This is a genomic window from Brevundimonas subvibrioides (assembly GCF_027271155.1).
Classification (GTDB): Bacteria; Pseudomonadota; Alphaproteobacteria; order Caulobacterales; family Caulobacteraceae; genus Brevundimonas; species Brevundimonas subvibrioides_D.
Genome location: NZ_CP114542.1, coordinates 152,646 through 167,603, shown reverse-complemented (window position 1 = coordinate 167,603; position 14,958 = coordinate 152,646). Strand labels below are relative to the sequence as shown.

Here is a 14,958-nt window from a genome sequence, read left to right as displayed (position 1 = left end):
TGTTTGCGCTTAGCGCGGTTCCGCCCGGGGCGAAATGGCCTTGCGAGGCCTCAGATCCGAGACGTCGCGGGCGCTGGCGCGGGCGGCGGTAATGCGACGGCCCTGGGGCGGCTCGGGCGCGCGGTCCAGCACGGCCTCCAGCGCCGCGTGGACCTCGTCCAGCACGGCTTCGGAGGTGATCTTCCGGCCCTTCGCATCGGTCACATAGAAGCTGTCGACGGCCCGCTCGCCGAAGCCGGCGACATGGGCCGAGCGGATCGACAGGGCGTGGTCCGACAGGGTGCGCGACAGCTCGGCCAGCAGGCCCGGCCGGTCGGCGCCGGAGACCTCGATCACCGTGGCCCCCTCGCTGGCGGCGGGGTCGATCATGACCACGGGGCGGACGTCGAAGACGGCGCGGCGTGGCGAGGGGGCGGGCATGGCGGGTGGGGCCACCGGCGTCTCGCCGCGCGCCGCCGCCTCCAGCGCCGCGATCAGGGAGGTCAGGCGGCGCGGCTCGTCCTGGCCATAGGGGCGGTCGGCCCCGTCCTGGACCTGGAACACGTCCAGCACCGTGCCGTCGGCGGCGGTCGTGACCCGGGCCCCGGCCACGTCGGCCCCGGCGGCGGCGAGAACGGCGGTCAGGTCGGCGAACAGGCCGGGACGGTCGCGGGCGGCGAGCGCGATCTCGGTCGTCGCCTCCATGGTGCCCGGTCCTTGACGCGCCTCGGCCGCCGCGCCGCTGATGCAGGCGCGGGCGACCAGAGCGGCATGGTCGGCCAGGGGATCGGCCCCGACCGCGTCCTCGCCCCGGAACAGGGCCTCGACCCGGCCGTACAGGGTGCGCATCAGCTGGCCCTTCCAGCTGTTCCAGACGCCGGGGCCGACCGCGCGGATGTCGGCCACGGTCAGGACCAGCAGCATCCGCAGCCGTTCCGGATCGCCGACGATCTCGGCAAAGGCCTGTACCGTCGCGGGGTCGGAGAGGTCGCGCTTCTGGGCATAGTCCGACAGGGCCAGGTGATGGCGCACCAGCCAGACGACGATCTCGATCCGTCGGGTCTCGATCCCCAGCCGTTCGCAGGCCCGGCGCGCGGCGATGGCCCCGTCCTCCAGCTGGCCGCGCTCGCCGCCCTTGCCGACATCGTGCAGCAGCATGGCCAGCATCAGGGCCTCGGGGTCGGCGATCAGATGGATCACCTCGGTGGCCAGGGGGTGGTCGTCCTTCAGCTTGCCGCGCTGGATGTCGTTGATGATGCCGATGGCCTGCAGCGTGTGCTCGTCGACCGTATAGGCGTGGTACATGTTGAACTGGGTCTGGCCGACGATCCGGCCCCACTCCGGCAGGAACCGGCCCAGCAGCCCCGCCTCGTTCATCAGGGTCAGGACGCGATAGGGTCTCTGACCGTGGGCCAGGACGTGCAGCAGGGCGGCCGTCGCGCGCTGATCGCGCCGCAGCCGGGGCGTCACCAGCGACAGCGACCGGGTCACGGCCGAGAAGGCGTGGGGATGGACGTCCAGATCGTGCTGGTCGGCCGTTACGAACAGCGTCAGCAGCCGGACCGGGTCCTCGGCGAAGACCTCCGGCCCCGTGACCGAAAGACGTCCCCCATCCTCGATGAAGCCGGGCACGCCCAGGTTCCGCTTTCGCCCCGGGATCAGGCGCGACAGGGTCAGGGTCTTCTTCTGCTGGCGGGCCTCCAGCGTCGCGCTCATCGCCCGGGTCAGGGCCCCGACGTCGCGGGCGACCAGGAAGTATCGGCGCATGAACCGCTCGACCGCCGGCTCGTCGCCGCGCCCGCGCCAGCCCATGCGGCGCGCGACCTCGGGCTGCAGGTCGAAGGTCAGCTTCTCCTCCGCCCGCCCCGCCGCCAGATGCAGATGGCACCGCACCCGCCACAGGAAGTCGAACGCCTCCTCGAAGGTCCGGCGCTCGCGGGCGGTCAGCAGTTCGTCCAGCACCCGGGCCCCCAGCGGGCTTTCGGGGGCCAGCGACCGGGCGATCCAGAACAGGGCGTTCAGGTCGCGCATACCGCCCTTGCCGTCCTTGATGTTGGGCTCGACGCGGTAGCGGGTCGCCCCGGCCTTCTGGTGGCGGCCGTCGCGCTCCTCCATCTTGGCGGCGATGAAGGGCCGCGGATCGGCATTGGTCACCATGCCCCGGAAGCGCCAGAGGAAGGTCTCGGTCAGGGCTGCGTCGCCCGCCAGCGGCCGCGCTTCCAGCAGGGCCGTGCGGATGGTCATGTCGGTGCGGGCCAGCGACAGCGCCTCCTCCACCGACCGCGCCGCCGACCCGACCTTGAGGCCGAGGTCCCACAGGACATAGAGCATGAACTCCGCCACCGTCTCGGTGCGGGCGGTGGTCTTCCACGGCCGCAGGAAGACCAGGTCGAGGTCGGAGAAGGGGGCCAGCACACCCCGGCCATAGCCGCCCACCGCGATCAGGCTCAGCTTCTCGGCCTCGGTCGGATTGTGGGACGGATAGAGGGTCTCGGTCGTGAACCGCCACAGGGCGACCAGCAGATCATCGGCGGCGGCGGCATACAGGCGGGCGACCTCGACCCCCGGCAGGCCATTGGCCAGTTTCGTCGCGATCTTCTCGCGCGCCGCGTCGTAATGGGCCTTCAGGATCGCCGCGACCGCCGGGCGGACGCCCGGGCCGGAGACGATGGCGTCGAGGCGGGCATCGAGGGTGTCGCTCACGGGCGGCTGAGACCCTTCAGACGATAGAGCGCCTCCAGCGCCTCGCGCGGGCTCATCGCATCGGGATCCAGCGCGGCCACCGCGTCATCGACGGCCGAAGACGGGGGTGCGGGCGGCGGCTCCATGACGGCGAACAGCGGAAGGTCGTCGAGACGCCCTTGCGCGGCCTTTTCGCTCTCCAGCCGGTCCAGTACGGCGCGCGCCCTGGCCACCACGGCCGGAGGGACGCCCGCCAGTTTCGCCACCTGCACCCCGTAGGACCGGTCCGCCGCCCCCGGCACGGCCTCGTGCAGGAAGACGAGGTCGCCGTTCCACTCGCGCGCCCGCATGGACAGGTTGCAGACGTGGTCCAGCCGCTCCTCCAGCCGCGCCAGCTCGTGGTAATGGGTGGCGAACAGGGTCCGGGACCGGTTCACGTCGTGCAGGGCCTCGGCGCAGGCCCAGGCGATGGCCAGCCCGTCATAGGTCGCGGTGCCGCGCCCGATCTCGTCCAGAACGATGAAGCTGGACGGCGTCGCCTGGGTCAGGATGGCGGCGGTCTCGACCATCTCCATCATGAAGGTGGACCGTCCGCGCGCCAGGTCGTCGCCCGCCCCGACGCGGCTGAACAGCCGGTCGACGACGCCCAGTCGCATCGCCTTCGCGGGCACGAAACAGCCCCCTTGCGCCAGGACGACCAGCAGGGCGTTCTGGCGCAGGAAGGTCGACTTGCCCGCCATATTGGGTCCGGTGACGATCGACAGGCGCGCGCAGCCCTGCCCGTCGCCATCCAGCCGGCAGTCGTTGGGCGTGAACGGATCGCCCGCCGTCTTCACCGCCGCCTCGACGACAGGGTGGCGACCGGCCTCGACGGAAAACACGCGGCTGTCGTCCACCACGGGCCGCACCGCCCCCACCTCTTCTGCCCATTCGGCCAGGGCCGCCGTCGCATCCAGTTCGGCCAGGGCATCGGCCACGGCCTGAAGCGGTTGCGCCAGGTCCTGCACCGTGCGGCGCCAGAGCTCGAAGGTCTCGCCCTCCATAGCCAGGGCCCGGTGGCCCGCCTGGCTGATCTTCGCGTCCAGTTCCGACAGCTCGACCGTCGTGAACCGCACCTGGGCCGCCAGGGTCTGGCGGTGGATGAAGGGGCTCTCCGGCCCGGCGCGGAACAGCGGCTCGGCGTGCTTCGCGGTCGTCTCGAGGAAATATCCCAGCACCGCATTGTGCCGCACCTTGAACGGCACGCCGCTCTCGGCCACCGCGCGGGCCTCGAGGTCGGCGACGACCCGGCGGCTGTCGTCGCGGAGCGTCCGGGCCGCGTCCAGCTCGGGCCGGAAGCCCGGGTTCACGAAGCCTCCGTCGCGCGCCAGATGCGGCGGTTCCCCGGCCAGCCCTTCGGAGAGATCGAGCCTGAGCCGCGCCAGATCGGGCGACAGGGTCAGGCGATCGAGACAGCGGGCGATGCGCGCGGGCGGTCCGGTCAGCGGGTCCGGCGCGACGGCGAACAGCCCGGCCAGCGCCTCGGCGATGGTCAGGCCCGCCCGGATGGCGGCCAGGTCCCTCGGTCCGCCCCGCCCCAGCGCCAGCCGCGACACGGCCCGCGCCACGTCGGCCGACGCCTTCAGCCCGTCACGCAGGTCGCGGCGCAGCGACCGCCGCTCCAGCAGCCATTCGACCGCATCGAGTCCATGATTGATTTCGGCGGGATTCCGCAGGGGTCGGGCGATCCGCTCGGTCAGGGCCCGTGCCCCGCCGGAGGTCACCGTCCGGTCGATGCAGGCCAGCAGCGATCCCTCGCGCTCGCCCCTCTGCGTCCGGTCGATTTCCAGGCTCAGCCGCGTGGCCGGATCGATGGCGAGAAACCCCGCATCCCCCGATCGGCGCGGGGGCGACAGGGCCGGGACCCGGCCCGCCTGGGTCGTCTCCAGATAGGCGGCGATCAGGCCGAGCGCCGAGACCTCCGCCTCCTCGAAAGCTCCGAACCCGTCCAGCGAGGCGACGCCGTAGAGCCGCGCCACCCGACCGCCCGCCGCCACCGGTTCGGCCACGGCCGACGCCAGGGCCTGGACCACGCCGCCCGACCCGTCCAGCGCCCCCTTCAGCCCCGGATCGGAAAAGGCCTTGTCCGTGACCAGCACCTCGCTGGGCCGGAACGCCGCCAGGGTCGCGCCCAGGTCGCCGATGTCACAGGCTACGCAATCGACCGCCCCGGCCGACAGCTCGACCACCGCGACGGCCGCCCGGCCCTTGCGGATCGCCACGGCCGCCAGCCGGTTGGCCCCGCGCGCATCCAGCAGGGATTCCTCGGTCAGGGTGCCCGGCGTCACCACCCGCACGATGTCGCGCCGGACGACCGCTTTCGATCCGCGCTTCCTGGCCTCGGACGGGTCCTCCATCTGCTCGCAGATGGCGACCTTGAAGCCCTGGCGGATCAGCCGGGCGATATAGCCCTCGGCGGCATGGACCGGCATGCCGCACATGGGGATGTCCTCGCCCAGATGCTTGCCGCGTCGGGTCAGGGTGATGCCGACGGCGGCGGCCACGACCTCTGCGTCCCGAAAGAACAGCTCGTAGAAATCGCCCATGCGGAAGAACAGGATCGCATCCGGCTGCGACGCCTTGGCCGTCAGGAACTGGGCCATGACGGGCGTGACGCCGTCCTGGGCTTCGACCTTCGGCGGATGGGAGAGCGGGGCGTTCATGGGCGGCCGTCAGGGTGACGGATCGCACGGCCCGGCTCAAGCGAATCCTCCCCCGTTCGAGGGCTTGCTTCCTCACCCCCGCGCAGGCGCGCGGCGACTCTCACCCTGCCGGATCAGGCAGCGTCGCTGATGCGGTCCCGGGGGCCCGTCGAGAGCGCGGCCGGCTCCGACAGGGCCAGTGCGTCCCAGTCCAGATCGGGCCGGGGGGCGTGGGCGGCGGCCAGGACCGCGCGCAGCTCGGCGGCCGAGGCCACACTGGCCACGACGGCCGTGACGGGCGGCAGACCCAGGCAGAAGGCCAGCGCGGCCTGCATCGGGTCGATGCGGGCCTCGGCCAGCCGACGGCGGGTGCGCGACAGGGCCACGCCCTGGTCGGCCAGATGCGCGGGCAGGGTCTCGCGGCTGGCGAACAGCAGGCCGCGGGCGAAGACCGATGACACATGGACGTCGACGCCCATGCCGGCCAGGTCGCACAGGACCCCTTCGGTCACCGGCCGCTGGTCCAGGATGTTGCAGGCGATCTGGACCACATCGGGCTGGTAGCGGCGCGCGAGCAGGGTCGGGCCATCCTCCAGGTTCGCCAGGAAGCCGATGCGACGGTACAGGCCGCGATCCTTCAGCGCCAGCATCCGGTCCCACAGGGCCCGGCCCTCGGCGCCGGCCAGATCGGTCGCGCCCGAGACCAGAAGCGTGTCGCCGCGCGGCAGACCCATCCGCTCCAGCGACCGTCGGGCGCGGGCCTCGAGCCGGTCGAGTCCTTCCGACAGGGCGACGGTGCGAACGGTGACGGCAAAGGGGGACGGGAAGGGCCAGGCCTGGCCCAGAAGACGCTCCGCATCCCCGGTCGGCCGGGTGGCGATGATCGAGATGCCCGAATCCGCCGCCGTCTGCAGCAGGGTGCGCATCGCCTCCTCGCGCGCGCCGGCCGGCGCGGGCAGGGCGCGCTCGGGCTCGGTCACGACCGCCAGGGCGAGTTTCGCGACCGGAGAGGGACAGGAGGAGGACATCACCGGTCGATCGTGACCGCGAAAGTTTAAGGGAGGCTGAGGGAGACCCTTACGGAGTGTTACCGGGGTAACGGCAGTCGCTGGCAGGGAGTGGGGGAGATAGGCAACAGGCAGTGGGGTACCTCGACCGGCCCGCGCGGATCGTGCATGCGACGCACGGCAACCGGACCAGCCCGCTCCTACTGCCCACTGCCTACTGCCTCTCTCCCCGCCGAATGCTGCGATGCGGCGGAACCGGCACAGAGCAGTGGCGTTCAGCCGACAAGCCCCCTATTTATGGCAAAGCTGCATCAACGGAGTGGGATCATGTCCACCAGCAAGGCGCGTGAAGACATCAAGAACGACCTCAACACCCTCAAGGAGGACCTGAAGGTTGGCGCGCGCGAGGAAGCCGCCAGGCTGAAGGCCAAGGCCGCGGAAACCGAGGCTCGCCTGCGCGAAAAGGCCGCAGAGGCCGACGCCCGCTTGCGCGAGCGCGCCGATGAACTGCGCGAGCAGGCCCGCGGCTACTACGACCAGGCCCGCGTCCGCAGCCGCGAGTATTACGACGACGCCTCCGAACGGTTCGACGAAGCGCAGCGCTACATCACCGAGCGGGTGCAGGAGCGCCCCGTTCAGTCCACGGCCATCGCCCTGGGCGTCGGCGTGGTGCTGGGTCTCCTGCTGGCCGGTCGTCGCCGCTGATGATCGGCAAGGGGCTTGTGAAAAAACTGGCGGCGGCCTTCGTGGTCGCCGGCTGCGCCTTCGTCGCCGTCGTGGCCCTGGGGGCCACGCTCTATTATGCGCTCGCCCTCGTGCTGCCGCCGCTGGGCGCGGCCGCGGTCACGGCCGGGGCCTTCGCCCTGGTCGCCGTGATCGTGGCGGTGATCTTCCTGGGCGTCGGCGGTGCGTTCGAGGAGGAAGAAGAGCTTGAGCCGGAAGGTCTGGGCGGCCGGGCCTATGCCCTGTTCCGCAGCCGTCCGATCCTCGGCACGGTCGCGGCCCTGGCCGGGGGCTGGATCTTCCTGCGCAATCCCGCGCTGGCCACCATGGTGGCGGCGGCCTTCACCGAAAAGTCCAGCGGCCGTTACCGCCGCCGCTAGGGTCTGATCGTTCGAGGCGGACCGCCGTCGCGGGTCCGGCCGAAATCATGCCCTCGCTCATGTCAGGTTCGAGGCGGACCGGGATCGCCCGCCGACTCTGGGCCAGACGACCCAAAGCCGCGATCCTCCCGGGTCGCGGCTTTTTTCCGGCTTCAGCTCATGGCCGCTTCCAGGGCGCCCGGCGTCGCCGGATCGGGAGCGGATGCCGTGTGCCGGGTGTCCTGACGACGGGGCAGACGCCAGCTCTGGGCGGGTTTGAACCTCTGGCCGTCCCAGGCGATGGCCGTCACCACGATCTCGTGAGCCGACCACTCGATCTGGTTGAAGCTGGGCGGGGTTCCGCGTTCGCGCCGGGACAGGGTCCCGCAGCCGACGGCGTAGGAGCAACGGTCCGACAGGTCGATCGGAAGGGCGAAGGGCACATGCACATGGCCCGTGGTGATCAGGTCCACGCCCGCCTCGGCGAAGATGCCGGCCGCCGCGTCGCCGCGTTTGACGTCGCCCGTCATGGGGGTGCCGATCATTTCGATCAGCGGATGATGGCAGGCGAGGATGCGGAGCGCGCCGACCGGGGCCTGGCGCAGGGCCTCGGCCGCGCGGCGCGTCTGGTTCAGATCGATCACGCCCTTGGACCAGTTGGCCCGGACCTGCCAGCCGCGCGCGGTGACGACGCCGCGCACCATCACGCTGTCGGAGATGAACTCGCCGTCGTGGGCCGGATGACCGGTCGCGTCCTCGAACGCCTTCCACGGCCGGAACAGGCGGGCACCCAGGCTGTAATAGGGCACGTCGTGATTGCCGACGATGACGAAGCGCGGCGTCGGCATCGCCCGGATCCAGGCCCCGGCAGCGGCGAATTCGGCGGGCAGACCCTTCTGCGTGATATCGCCCGTGATCAGGATCAGGTCGCTGGGCGTCGCATGGGCGTAATCGAGCGCGGCGGCGCAGGCATGGGGATGTTCGACGCCGAAATGGACGTCGGAAAACTGCAGCAGGCGGCCGGTCTTCACCGGGCGGTTCCCCGGGCGGACAGCCGCATCAGACAGCCTCGCCCTGAGGACGGGGATCGGGGGCCAGGGCCTGCCAGGCCTTTGGAATGAAGGTCACCATGGTGTCGTGATGCAGCAGGGTCGGCTCCCCGTCCAGCACGGCCGGAATCCTTGAGCGGGCGCGGATGCGGATTTTCCGTGCCGGCCGGGTGACCACGGACGGATCCTGACGCCAGTCGCTGAACAGGGCATTGGCCGCCAGGCGGAAGACCTGGGCCGCGTCGGCCGGGTCCATGGCGGCGGCTTCCAGGCCCACGGGCTCGTCCATCGCCCTGGAGATCATCGGGCTGATCAGCGCCAGCGCCTCGCTTCGACGGACCTTGCCGCCGTCCAGTTCGACGCGAATCTTGCCGGAGAAGGCCCGCTTCAGCGCGCGTCGCCCATAGGTCCAGGCGAGGCTGAGCTTGCCGGTCCGCATCGCCTCGCGCGCGGGGGCCCACAGGGCGGGCGATCCGAAGATGCCGGCGCAATAGAAGGACTGTCCCTCGACCATGCCGCCCGACACGCACTGCGGCGAGCCGTTCTCCAGCGCCTCGCGCAGCGCCAGCTTCCAGTCGCCGGTGCCATAGAGCGCCCTCGGCAGCATGTTCATGGTGCCGCCCGGCAGCGGGGCCACCAGCGGTCCCTTCGGCCCCGCCCGGGAGGCCGCGGCCCGTGCCGTGCCGTCTCCGGCCAGAACGAACAGGACATCGGGGTTCGACGCCAGGGCCTGATCGATCTGGGCGTCCATGGTGGCGCCGACCAGTTCGACGATCTCGGCCGCGCAGGGATAGTCTGCCATGATGGCCTCGACCTCGGCGACCGCCCTGGGTCCGACCGAGCCGGACAGGGTGTTGACCAGGATCACCACGCGCGAGATCGCGACATGGGGCGTCAGGGCGCGCGGTTCGGCGACCGCCGCGTCTGGCGCGGCTTCGGGCAGGTCGACGGGCACGGGCGATGGCGTGATGGTGTCGGTCATCACGCCCGAACGCGCCTGTCCAGCCCGCGTTCCGGCCAAGCGTGACTATTGCTTCTTGAGCTCTTCGGCCGTGGTGGCCGCACCGGCCTGCAGGGCGTCGCCGGTCTTTTCGGCCGCAGCACCCGCCTTGTCGGCCGCGCCTTCGGCGGCTTCCGGGGCCTTGCCGACCAGGCCTTTGGCGGAGGTGACGCCGGCGGTGATCCAGCCGTCCATCAGCGCGCCGCCCTTGGCCAGCGACTGTTCCTTGATGCCCAGAACCGCCGTCAACACGCCGAACAGGGCCAGAAGCGTGACCAGCAGACCGACGAAGCCACCGCCCCCGCCGCCCGACCGGCGTTTGGTGCGGGCCCAGACCGGGCTGGCATGATCGTCCGACATCCGGACCGGCTCAGGAAAACGCATCGAAAAACCCCTCACAAACGCTGACGTGTTCGAAACCGGCGCCCCTTGCGCGGCCCGCTGCAGCCTATGCCATCGTTAACGTCGAGCATAGGCGCGGAACCTGGGCCATAATCCAGCGTTCTCGCTCTCGGGGCGAACATCAGGAATGAAGGACACATCCATGAAGACGGCAATTCTCGCGATCGGCTTCGCCGGCCTGCTCGCATCGGCCTGCGCGACCGACCCCTATGGCAACAGCACCTCCAACCAGACCGTCCGCCAGGGCGCGATCGGCGCCGGCATCGGGGCCGTGGCCGGTGCCATCATCGGCAACAACGTCGGCAGCGGCAACGCCGCGACCGGAGCCCTGATCGGCGGCGCCATCGGCGGCACCGTCGGCGCAGTGCGAGGCTCCCAGGCCGACCGCAACAACCAGCAACGCTATCGCGACAACCGTGGCCAGTACTACTACTGCTACGACAACAACCAGAACGAGTGTTACTGGGAAAACGGTCAGCGCCGCTACTAGGCCCTGACGGATCGAAGACTTTCGGGGCGGCTCGTCAGGCGACGGGCCGCCCTTTGCTTGCGCGAACACAGGGAAACAGGGCGATGATCACGATACACAGGGCTCTTCTGGCGGCGGGCGTGGCTGCCGTCGGCCTGTCGGCGTGCGCGATGGAGCCCCGGGTCATGGACCGCGACGCGCTCGTCACGACCCCCGGTGCCTGTGCCACGAGGCGATTCGACATCTATTTCAACGAGAAGGCCGATCGACTGACCAGCCCGGCGCTGGAGGCCATCGGCCTGACGGCGACCCAGTTGCAGGGCTGCCGGATCACATCGGTCAAGGTTCTGGGCCTGGCCAGCGGGACCGGTGCCGCCGATACAAACCAGGACCTGTCCGAGCGCCGGGCCCTGGCGGTGGCCGAGGCCCTGACGGCCGCCGGCTGGCCCGCGCCGGCGTTCGAAATTTCGGCGGCGGGGGACACGGGCGCCGTCAGTCCCGATGGCGTTCAGGAACCCCTGCGGCGCCGGACCGAAGTCCTGGTCGAGGCGGTGCCGCTCTAGCGTTTGCCGCGTCCGTGCTCGACCACGCCCAGCGCGTCGGCGAGGCGGACCCTGGCCGAACCGCGCGGCAGGGGCTTCTGCTGACCCTCGTGCGGGGCCCAGCCCGCCAGATTGACGATCTCGAAGGTCGCGGGGATCCGGCCGTCCGGCTCGCCGTATCGCCCGGCGTACAGCGCGGCGGCCCGCGCGACGATGCCGCGTGTCAGCGGCCGGGTAGTGCCGGCCAGGACATTGGTCTCGCCGATGGCGCGCAGATCGCGGATCAGGGCGAACAGGTCCGGGTAGCGGACCGTCAGACGGTCCACATCGGCGACCGGCAGGGCGAACCCGGCCCGCTGCAACAGGCCGGCACCGTCGAACCCGTCCGCGAACGGCGAGACGCGTGCCTGGGCCCCGCCCCGTTCGGCCAGCTCGGCCTCGGTCAGGACGGCGCGAAGCTCCTTCAGGGTGCCCGCGCCCAGCAAGGTGCCGAGAAAGAGCCCGTCGGGCTTCAGCGCGCGCCGGATCTGGCTGAGCGCGCCGGGCAGGTCGTTGGCCCAATGCAGGGTCATCAGCGACACGATCAGATCGGTCGATGCGTCCGCGAGGTCCAGCGGGCTGGCACCCGGAGCAGCCGGATCTGCCCGGAGAACCGCCGGCCGGCCGACGCGTCCCGATGCGTCGCTGTCGCCGAGAACGGTGCCGAACACGCCCGGGTGGGCCGACAGGTCGACGACGACCGGAAACTGTCGCAAGGTGGCTTCGAGGCTCAGGACGGCGTTCTCTGCCGCCCGGCGATGCAGGAAATCGGCCCGGGCGAACAGGGGCGCTGATCGCGCCAGCCGCAGGGCGCGGCGCGCAGGATCGAAGATGACGGGGGGGCCGGGGGCGGTCATGAACCTTCAGGATGGGGACTGGAGCGCGCGTTGGGAAGCGGCGCGTGTGCGCGCGGTGCTCGGACTGACCGGTCTGGGGCGGAGTCTGGCCGATCTGGTCCTGCCCCCCATGGCCCACGACAGGCTCGAAGCGACGCAGGCGGCGGGGCTGACGGCGGGGGCCTGGAGCCGCGTCGTCTTTCTGGAGGACCCCGTCTGCGACGGGTGTGGCGCGGCGTTCGAATACGACGGCGGCGAGTTCGCCTCGGACCGGTGCGCGGCCTGCCTCGCCTCGCCCTACCGGTTTTCGCGCTGCCGGGCGGCCTGCGTCTATGACGCGGCGTCGCGCGGCCTGATCCTGCAGTTCAAGCATGGCGACCAGCAGCAGTTCGCGGGCCTGTTCGCCCGCTGGCTGGGTCGCGCCGCCGCGCCGCTGATCGACCAGGCTGATGCCGTGGTCCCCGTCCCGCTGCATCCCACGCGGCTGCTGGCGCGCCGGTTCAACCAGGCGGCGGAGATCGCCCGGCCCCTGGCCCGGTCGGCGCAGCGGGACTATCTGCCGGACGCCCTGCTGCGCACGACGCGGACGCAATCCCAGGGCGGCCGCAGCGCGCGCGGACGGCGGCTGAACGTCAGATCGGCCTTCACCCTGACAGCGGCGGGCGCGCGCCGTGTCCGGGGGCGGCGCATCCTGCTGATCGATGACGTGCTGACGACCGGGGCGACGGCCGAGGCCTGCGCGAAGGCCCTTCTGGACGGCGGGGCCCGCGCCGTCGATCTGGCCGTCATCGCAAGGGTGCGAACGGCGCGCGAAGTCCCTAAGTAAGCCGTATACCCCTCAGTTTTTCGGAGTTTCGCCTTGGCCGACGTCGTCCTCTATACCAAGCCCGGTTGCCCCTATTGCCACGCGGCCATGGCGCTGCTGGACCGCAAGGGCGCGGCCTATACCGAGATCGTCGCCTCCAACGATCCGGCCAAAAAGGCCGAGATGGTCGAGAAGGCCGGCGGCAAGGCCACCTTCCCGCAGATCTTCATCGACGGAAAACACATCGGCGGGGCCGACGACATGAGCGCCCTGGACCGTCGCGGCGGTCTGGATCCCCTGCTGGCCACCTGATGTCATCCAGCCTGCCCATCGCCCTGATCCAGACGCGGACGCCCGCCACGGCCACCGCGGCCCTGGCGCATGTCGAGCCGCTGATCCGCCAGGCGGCGGCGGGGGGCGCCAGGCTGATCCTGACGCCCGAAGGCTCCAACCTGCTGGAACAGCGCCGGGATCGACGGGTGCTGGCGATCGTCGACGAGGATCAGGATGCGGCCGTGATCGGCCTGCGGCATCTGGCGGCCGAACTGGGCGTCTGGCTGCTGATCGGGTCGGCCATCGTCCGCTCCGGCCATGCGGGCGACGACCGGGCGGCGAATCGCTCACTGCTGATCGATGCGAACGGCACGATCGTGGCGCGCTACGACAAGCTGCATGTGTTCGACGTCGATCTGGCCAATGGGGAGACCTATCGCGAGAGTGCGTCGATCCGGCCGGGCGACGGGGCCTGTGTGGCTGCAACCCCCTGGGGCAGACTGGGTCTGACGGTCTGCTACGATGTGCGGTTCCCGCATCTTTTCCGCCAGCTGGCCAGGGCGGGGGCCTGCATGATTGCCGTGCCCGCCGCATTCACCGTCCCGACCGGCGAGGCCCACTGGGAGACCCTGCTTCGCGCCCGCGCCATCGAGACCGGCGCCTTCATCCTGGCCCCTGCCCAGGGCGGCATGCACGAGGACGGGCGCAAGACCTGGGGCCGGTCCATCGTCGTCGGACCGTGGGGCGAGGTGATCGCCAGGCTGGATCACGACGAACCGGCCGTGCTGCATGCGACGCTGGACCTCGCGGCGGTCGAGGCGGCGCGCGCCTCCGTGCCCCAGTTGCGGCACGACCGCGCGTTCGCAGCGCCATGATCCGCTATGCCCTGAGATGCGAGGCCGACCATCCGTTCGAGGCCTGGTTCGGGTCGTCCGGCGACTATGACGACCAGGCCGCCCGGGGGCTGGTCGAATGCCCGTTCTGCGGATCGCGAGACGTATCGAAGCAGATCATGGCCCCCGCCGTCGCCGGAACGCGAAACGCCGCGCCCGCCGTGGACATGGCCAGGGTCCAGACCCTGATGATGCAGGCCGCACGCGAGGTGCGCAGCCACGTCGAGGCGAATTTCGACTATGTCGGCGACACCTTTGCCCGCGAGGCCCGCGCCATTCACGAAGGCAAGTCCGAGAAACGCGAGATCTATGGCGAGGCAACGCCCGCCGAGGTGAAGGCGCTGAAAGCGGACGGCGTGCCCTGCGCCGCGCTGCCGCCCGCGCCGATCGATCCCGCCAAGGTCAACTGATGCAGACCGCCTGGCGGCCGATGCGCGCCGACGATCTGGACCGCGTGGTCGAGATCGCCGCGATCGGCTTTCCCGACCATTTCGAGGGACGGGACTGTTTCGCGAACCGGCTGGCGCTCAGTCCGGCGGGCTGTCGGGTGCTGCAGACGTCGCAGGGGCTGGAAGGCTATCTGGTCGCCTATCCCTGGCGCGTGGATGCGACCCCGGCCCTGAACACCCTGATCGAGGCGATTCCGGCGGACGCCGGGGTCATGTATCTGCACGACCTCGCCCTGACCCCGGCGGTCCGGGGTCAGGGCTGGTCGAAACCGGCCGTGCGGGCGGTGGTCGATCTGGCCAGGGCCGGTCGATGGCCGACCGTCGCCCTGGTCGCCGTCAACGACGCCGCCGCATTCTGGCGCGGTCATGGGTTCGAGGTCCGGGAAGCCCCGGACATGGCGACCCGACTGGCCAGCTATGGTCCGGACGCCCGCTACATGACGCGGGACGTCGCGCCGACCGCCTAGCTGCGGGTCCAGCCCTTTTCGGCCATGCAGGCGCGGAAGGCGTCGCGACCGTCGGTGCGCTCGTCGCACTCGTTGCGGGCGGCGTCGAAGGGCTGGGCATTGTTGCCGTGCCAGGCCGTGTCGTCGCTGTCGGCGTCGATCACGGTGATGCAGCCCGTGGTCATCAGGGCGGCAGACAGGCTGGCGAGGATCAGAAGGCGTTTCATGAGAAGCTCCACGGTTTGAAGCCTCCCGATGCCACCCGGGCCTGCGGGAATCCCGTTACGATCCCGTCATGTAGGTGAATTCGCGGTAAGGTGACGC

General features: G+C 71.0%; 17 protein-coding genes. 9 read left to right on the top strand and 8 right to left on the bottom strand.

Features of this window, described 5'->3' with window-relative positions; all coding sequences use genetic code 11:
• Nucleotides 1-9 precede the first annotated feature (9 nt).
• From glnD to O3139_RS00890, 3 genes are all read right to left on the bottom strand, one after another.
• A complete protein-coding gene (gene glnD, locus O3139_RS00900; protein ID WP_269515017.1) occupies nt 10-2,682 on the bottom strand; it encodes a [protein-PII] uridylyltransferase in 2,673 nt (890 codons plus the stop codon).
• Nucleotides 2,679-5,363, bottom strand: coding sequence for a DNA mismatch repair protein MutS (gene mutS / locus O3139_RS00895; protein ID WP_269515016.1), 2,685 nt, complete (start codon nt 5,361-5,363; stop codon nt 2,679-2,681). The genes glnD and mutS overlap by 4 nt, the downstream gene beginning before the upstream one ends.
• Before the next feature lie 113 nt (nt 5,364-5,476).
• Nucleotides 5,477-6,370: an aldo/keto reductase gene (locus tag O3139_RS00890; RefSeq protein ID WP_269515015.1), complete on the bottom strand. Its 894-nt coding sequence runs from the start codon at nt 6,368-6,370 to the stop codon at nt 5,477-5,479.
• A 306-nt stretch (nt 6,371-6,676) separates the two neighbouring features.
• Here O3139_RS00890 and O3139_RS00885 point away from each other — a divergent pair, with 306 nt between their 5' ends.
• Together O3139_RS00885 and O3139_RS00880 are read left to right on the top strand one after the other, a co-directional pair.
• Nucleotides 6,677-7,054, top strand: a complete 378-nt coding sequence (locus tag O3139_RS00885) for a glycine zipper domain-containing protein (protein ID WP_269515014.1) — start codon at nt 6,677-6,679, stop codon at nt 7,052-7,054.
• Nucleotides 7,054-7,452, top strand: coding sequence for a hypothetical protein (locus O3139_RS00880; protein WP_269515013.1), 399 nt, complete (start codon nt 7,054-7,056; stop codon nt 7,450-7,452). The genes O3139_RS00885 and O3139_RS00880 overlap by 1 nt, the downstream gene beginning before the upstream one ends.
• Nucleotides 7,453-7,604: 152 nt before the next feature.
• Here O3139_RS00880 and O3139_RS00875 read toward each other — a convergent pair whose 3' ends face one another.
• From O3139_RS00875 to O3139_RS00865, 3 genes are read right to left on the bottom strand one after another with little or no spacing between them, the layout of a single operon-like run.
• Nucleotides 7,605-8,462 (bottom strand): metallophosphoesterase family protein, encoded by an 858-nt coding sequence (locus O3139_RS00875; RefSeq protein WP_269515012.1) that lies wholly within the window; start codon nt 8,460-8,462, stop codon nt 7,605-7,607.
• A gap of 28 nt (nt 8,463-8,490) precedes the next feature.
• Nucleotides 8,491-9,462 carry a diacylglycerol/lipid kinase family protein gene (locus tag O3139_RS00870; protein WP_269515011.1) on the bottom strand — a complete coding sequence of 324 codons (972 nt, stop codon included), beginning with the start codon at nt 9,460-9,462 and terminating at the stop codon, nt 8,491-8,493.
• Nucleotides 9,463-9,507: 45 nt separating this feature from the next.
• Nucleotides 9,508-9,864: a hypothetical protein gene (locus tag O3139_RS00865; protein ID WP_269515010.1), complete on the bottom strand. Its 357-nt coding sequence runs from the start codon at nt 9,862-9,864 to the stop codon at nt 9,508-9,510.
• 160 nt (nt 9,865-10,024) lie between these two features.
• Here O3139_RS00865 and O3139_RS00860 point away from each other — a divergent pair, with 160 nt between their 5' ends.
• Together O3139_RS00860 and O3139_RS00855 are read left to right on the top strand one after the other, a co-directional pair.
• A complete protein-coding gene (locus O3139_RS00860; RefSeq protein WP_269515009.1) occupies nt 10,025-10,372 on the top strand; it encodes a YMGG-like glycine zipper-containing protein in 348 nt (115 codons plus the stop codon).
• Nucleotides 10,373-10,455: 83 nt separating this feature from the next.
• Entirely contained in the window at nt 10,456-10,914 is a 459-nt protein-coding gene (locus O3139_RS00855) for an OmpA family protein (RefSeq protein ID WP_269515008.1), read from the top strand.
• On the opposite strand, the gene O3139_RS00850 is transcribed toward O3139_RS00855, so the two are convergent.
• Nucleotides 10,911-11,789 carry a methyltransferase domain-containing protein gene (locus tag O3139_RS00850; RefSeq protein ID WP_269515007.1) on the bottom strand — a complete coding sequence of 293 codons (879 nt, stop codon included), beginning with the start codon at nt 11,787-11,789 and terminating at the stop codon, nt 10,911-10,913. The two genes, O3139_RS00855 and O3139_RS00850, sit on opposite strands and share 4 nt — an antisense overlap.
• Here O3139_RS00850 and O3139_RS00845 point away from each other — a divergent pair.
• Genes O3139_RS00845 through O3139_RS00825 form a run of 5 tightly spaced genes read left to right on the top strand, consistent with a single transcriptional unit; the run spans nt 11,788 to nt 14,655 of the window.
• Complete coding sequence (locus O3139_RS00845; RefSeq protein WP_269515006.1) at nt 11,788-12,594, top strand: ComF family protein; 807 nt, start codon at nt 11,788-11,790, stop codon at nt 12,592-12,594. The genes O3139_RS00850 and O3139_RS00845 overlap by 2 nt on opposite strands.
• Before the next feature lie 33 nt (nt 12,595-12,627).
• A complete protein-coding gene (grxC, locus tag O3139_RS00840) occupies nt 12,628-12,885 on the top strand; it encodes a glutaredoxin 3 (RefSeq protein ID WP_269515005.1) in 258 nt (85 codons plus the stop codon).
• Entirely contained in the window at nt 12,885-13,721 is an 837-nt protein-coding gene (locus tag O3139_RS00835; RefSeq protein ID WP_269515003.1) for a carbon-nitrogen hydrolase family protein, read from the top strand. Before grxC ends, O3139_RS00835 begins: the two co-directional genes overlap by 1 nt.
• Nucleotides 13,718-14,149 (top strand): DUF1178 family protein, encoded by a 432-nt coding sequence (locus O3139_RS00830; protein WP_269515002.1) that lies wholly within the window; start codon nt 13,718-13,720, stop codon nt 14,147-14,149. The genes O3139_RS00835 and O3139_RS00830 overlap by 4 nt, the downstream gene beginning before the upstream one ends.
• On the top strand, nt 14,149-14,655 hold the full coding sequence (locus O3139_RS00825; RefSeq protein ID WP_269515001.1) for a GNAT family N-acetyltransferase: 507 nt from the start codon (nt 14,149-14,151) through the stop codon (nt 14,653-14,655). The genes O3139_RS00830 and O3139_RS00825 overlap by 1 nt, the downstream gene beginning before the upstream one ends.
• Here O3139_RS00825 and O3139_RS00820 read toward each other — a convergent pair.
• Entirely contained in the window at nt 14,652-14,861 is a 210-nt protein-coding gene (locus O3139_RS00820) for a hypothetical protein (RefSeq protein WP_269515000.1), read from the bottom strand. The two genes, O3139_RS00825 and O3139_RS00820, sit on opposite strands and share 4 nt — an antisense overlap.
• Between the last annotated feature and the right edge of the window lie 97 nt (nt 14,862-14,958).

Bases quoted from the DNA above. Each gene is read 5' to 3' on its own strand.
- mutS (WP_269515016.1), bottom strand. From the start codon at position 5,363: ATGAACGCCCCGCTCTCCCATCCGCCGAAGGTCGAAGCCCAGGACGGC.
- O3139_RS00890 (WP_269515015.1), bottom strand. From the start codon at position 6,370: ATGTCCTCCTCCTGTCCCTCTCCGGTCGCGAAACTCGCCCTGGCGGTC.
- O3139_RS00885 (WP_269515014.1), top strand. From the start codon at position 6,677: ATGTCCACCAGCAAGGCGCGTGAAGACATCAAGAACGACCTCAACACC.
- O3139_RS00880 (WP_269515013.1), top strand. From the start codon at position 7,054: ATGATCGGCAAGGGGCTTGTGAAAAAACTGGCGGCGGCCTTCGTGGTC.
- O3139_RS00870 (WP_269515011.1), bottom strand. From the start codon at position 9,462: ATGACCGACACCATCACGCCATCGCCCGTGCCCGTCGACCTGCCCGAA.
- O3139_RS00865 (WP_269515010.1), bottom strand. From the start codon at position 9,864: ATGCGTTTTCCTGAGCCGGTCCGGATGTCGGACGATCATGCCAGCCCG.
- O3139_RS00860 (WP_269515009.1), top strand. From the start codon at position 10,025: ATGAAGACGGCAATTCTCGCGATCGGCTTCGCCGGCCTGCTCGCATCG.
- O3139_RS00855 (WP_269515008.1), top strand. From the start codon at position 10,456: ATGATCACGATACACAGGGCTCTTCTGGCGGCGGGCGTGGCTGCCGTC.
- O3139_RS00845 (WP_269515006.1), top strand. From the start codon at position 11,788: ATGAACCTTCAGGATGGGGACTGGAGCGCGCGTTGGGAAGCGGCGCGT.
- O3139_RS00850 (WP_269515007.1), bottom strand. From the start codon at position 11,789: ATGACCGCCCCCGGCCCCCCCGTCATCTTCGATCCTGCGCGCCGCGCC.
- O3139_RS00835 (WP_269515003.1), top strand. From the start codon at position 12,885: ATGTCATCCAGCCTGCCCATCGCCCTGATCCAGACGCGGACGCCCGCC.
- O3139_RS00830 (WP_269515002.1), top strand. From the start codon at position 13,718: ATGATCCGCTATGCCCTGAGATGCGAGGCCGACCATCCGTTCGAGGCC.
- O3139_RS00825 (WP_269515001.1), top strand. From the start codon at position 14,149: ATGCAGACCGCCTGGCGGCCGATGCGCGCCGACGATCTGGACCGCGTG.
- O3139_RS00820 (WP_269515000.1), bottom strand. From the start codon at position 14,861: ATGAAACGCCTTCTGATCCTCGCCAGCCTGTCTGCCGCCCTGATGACC.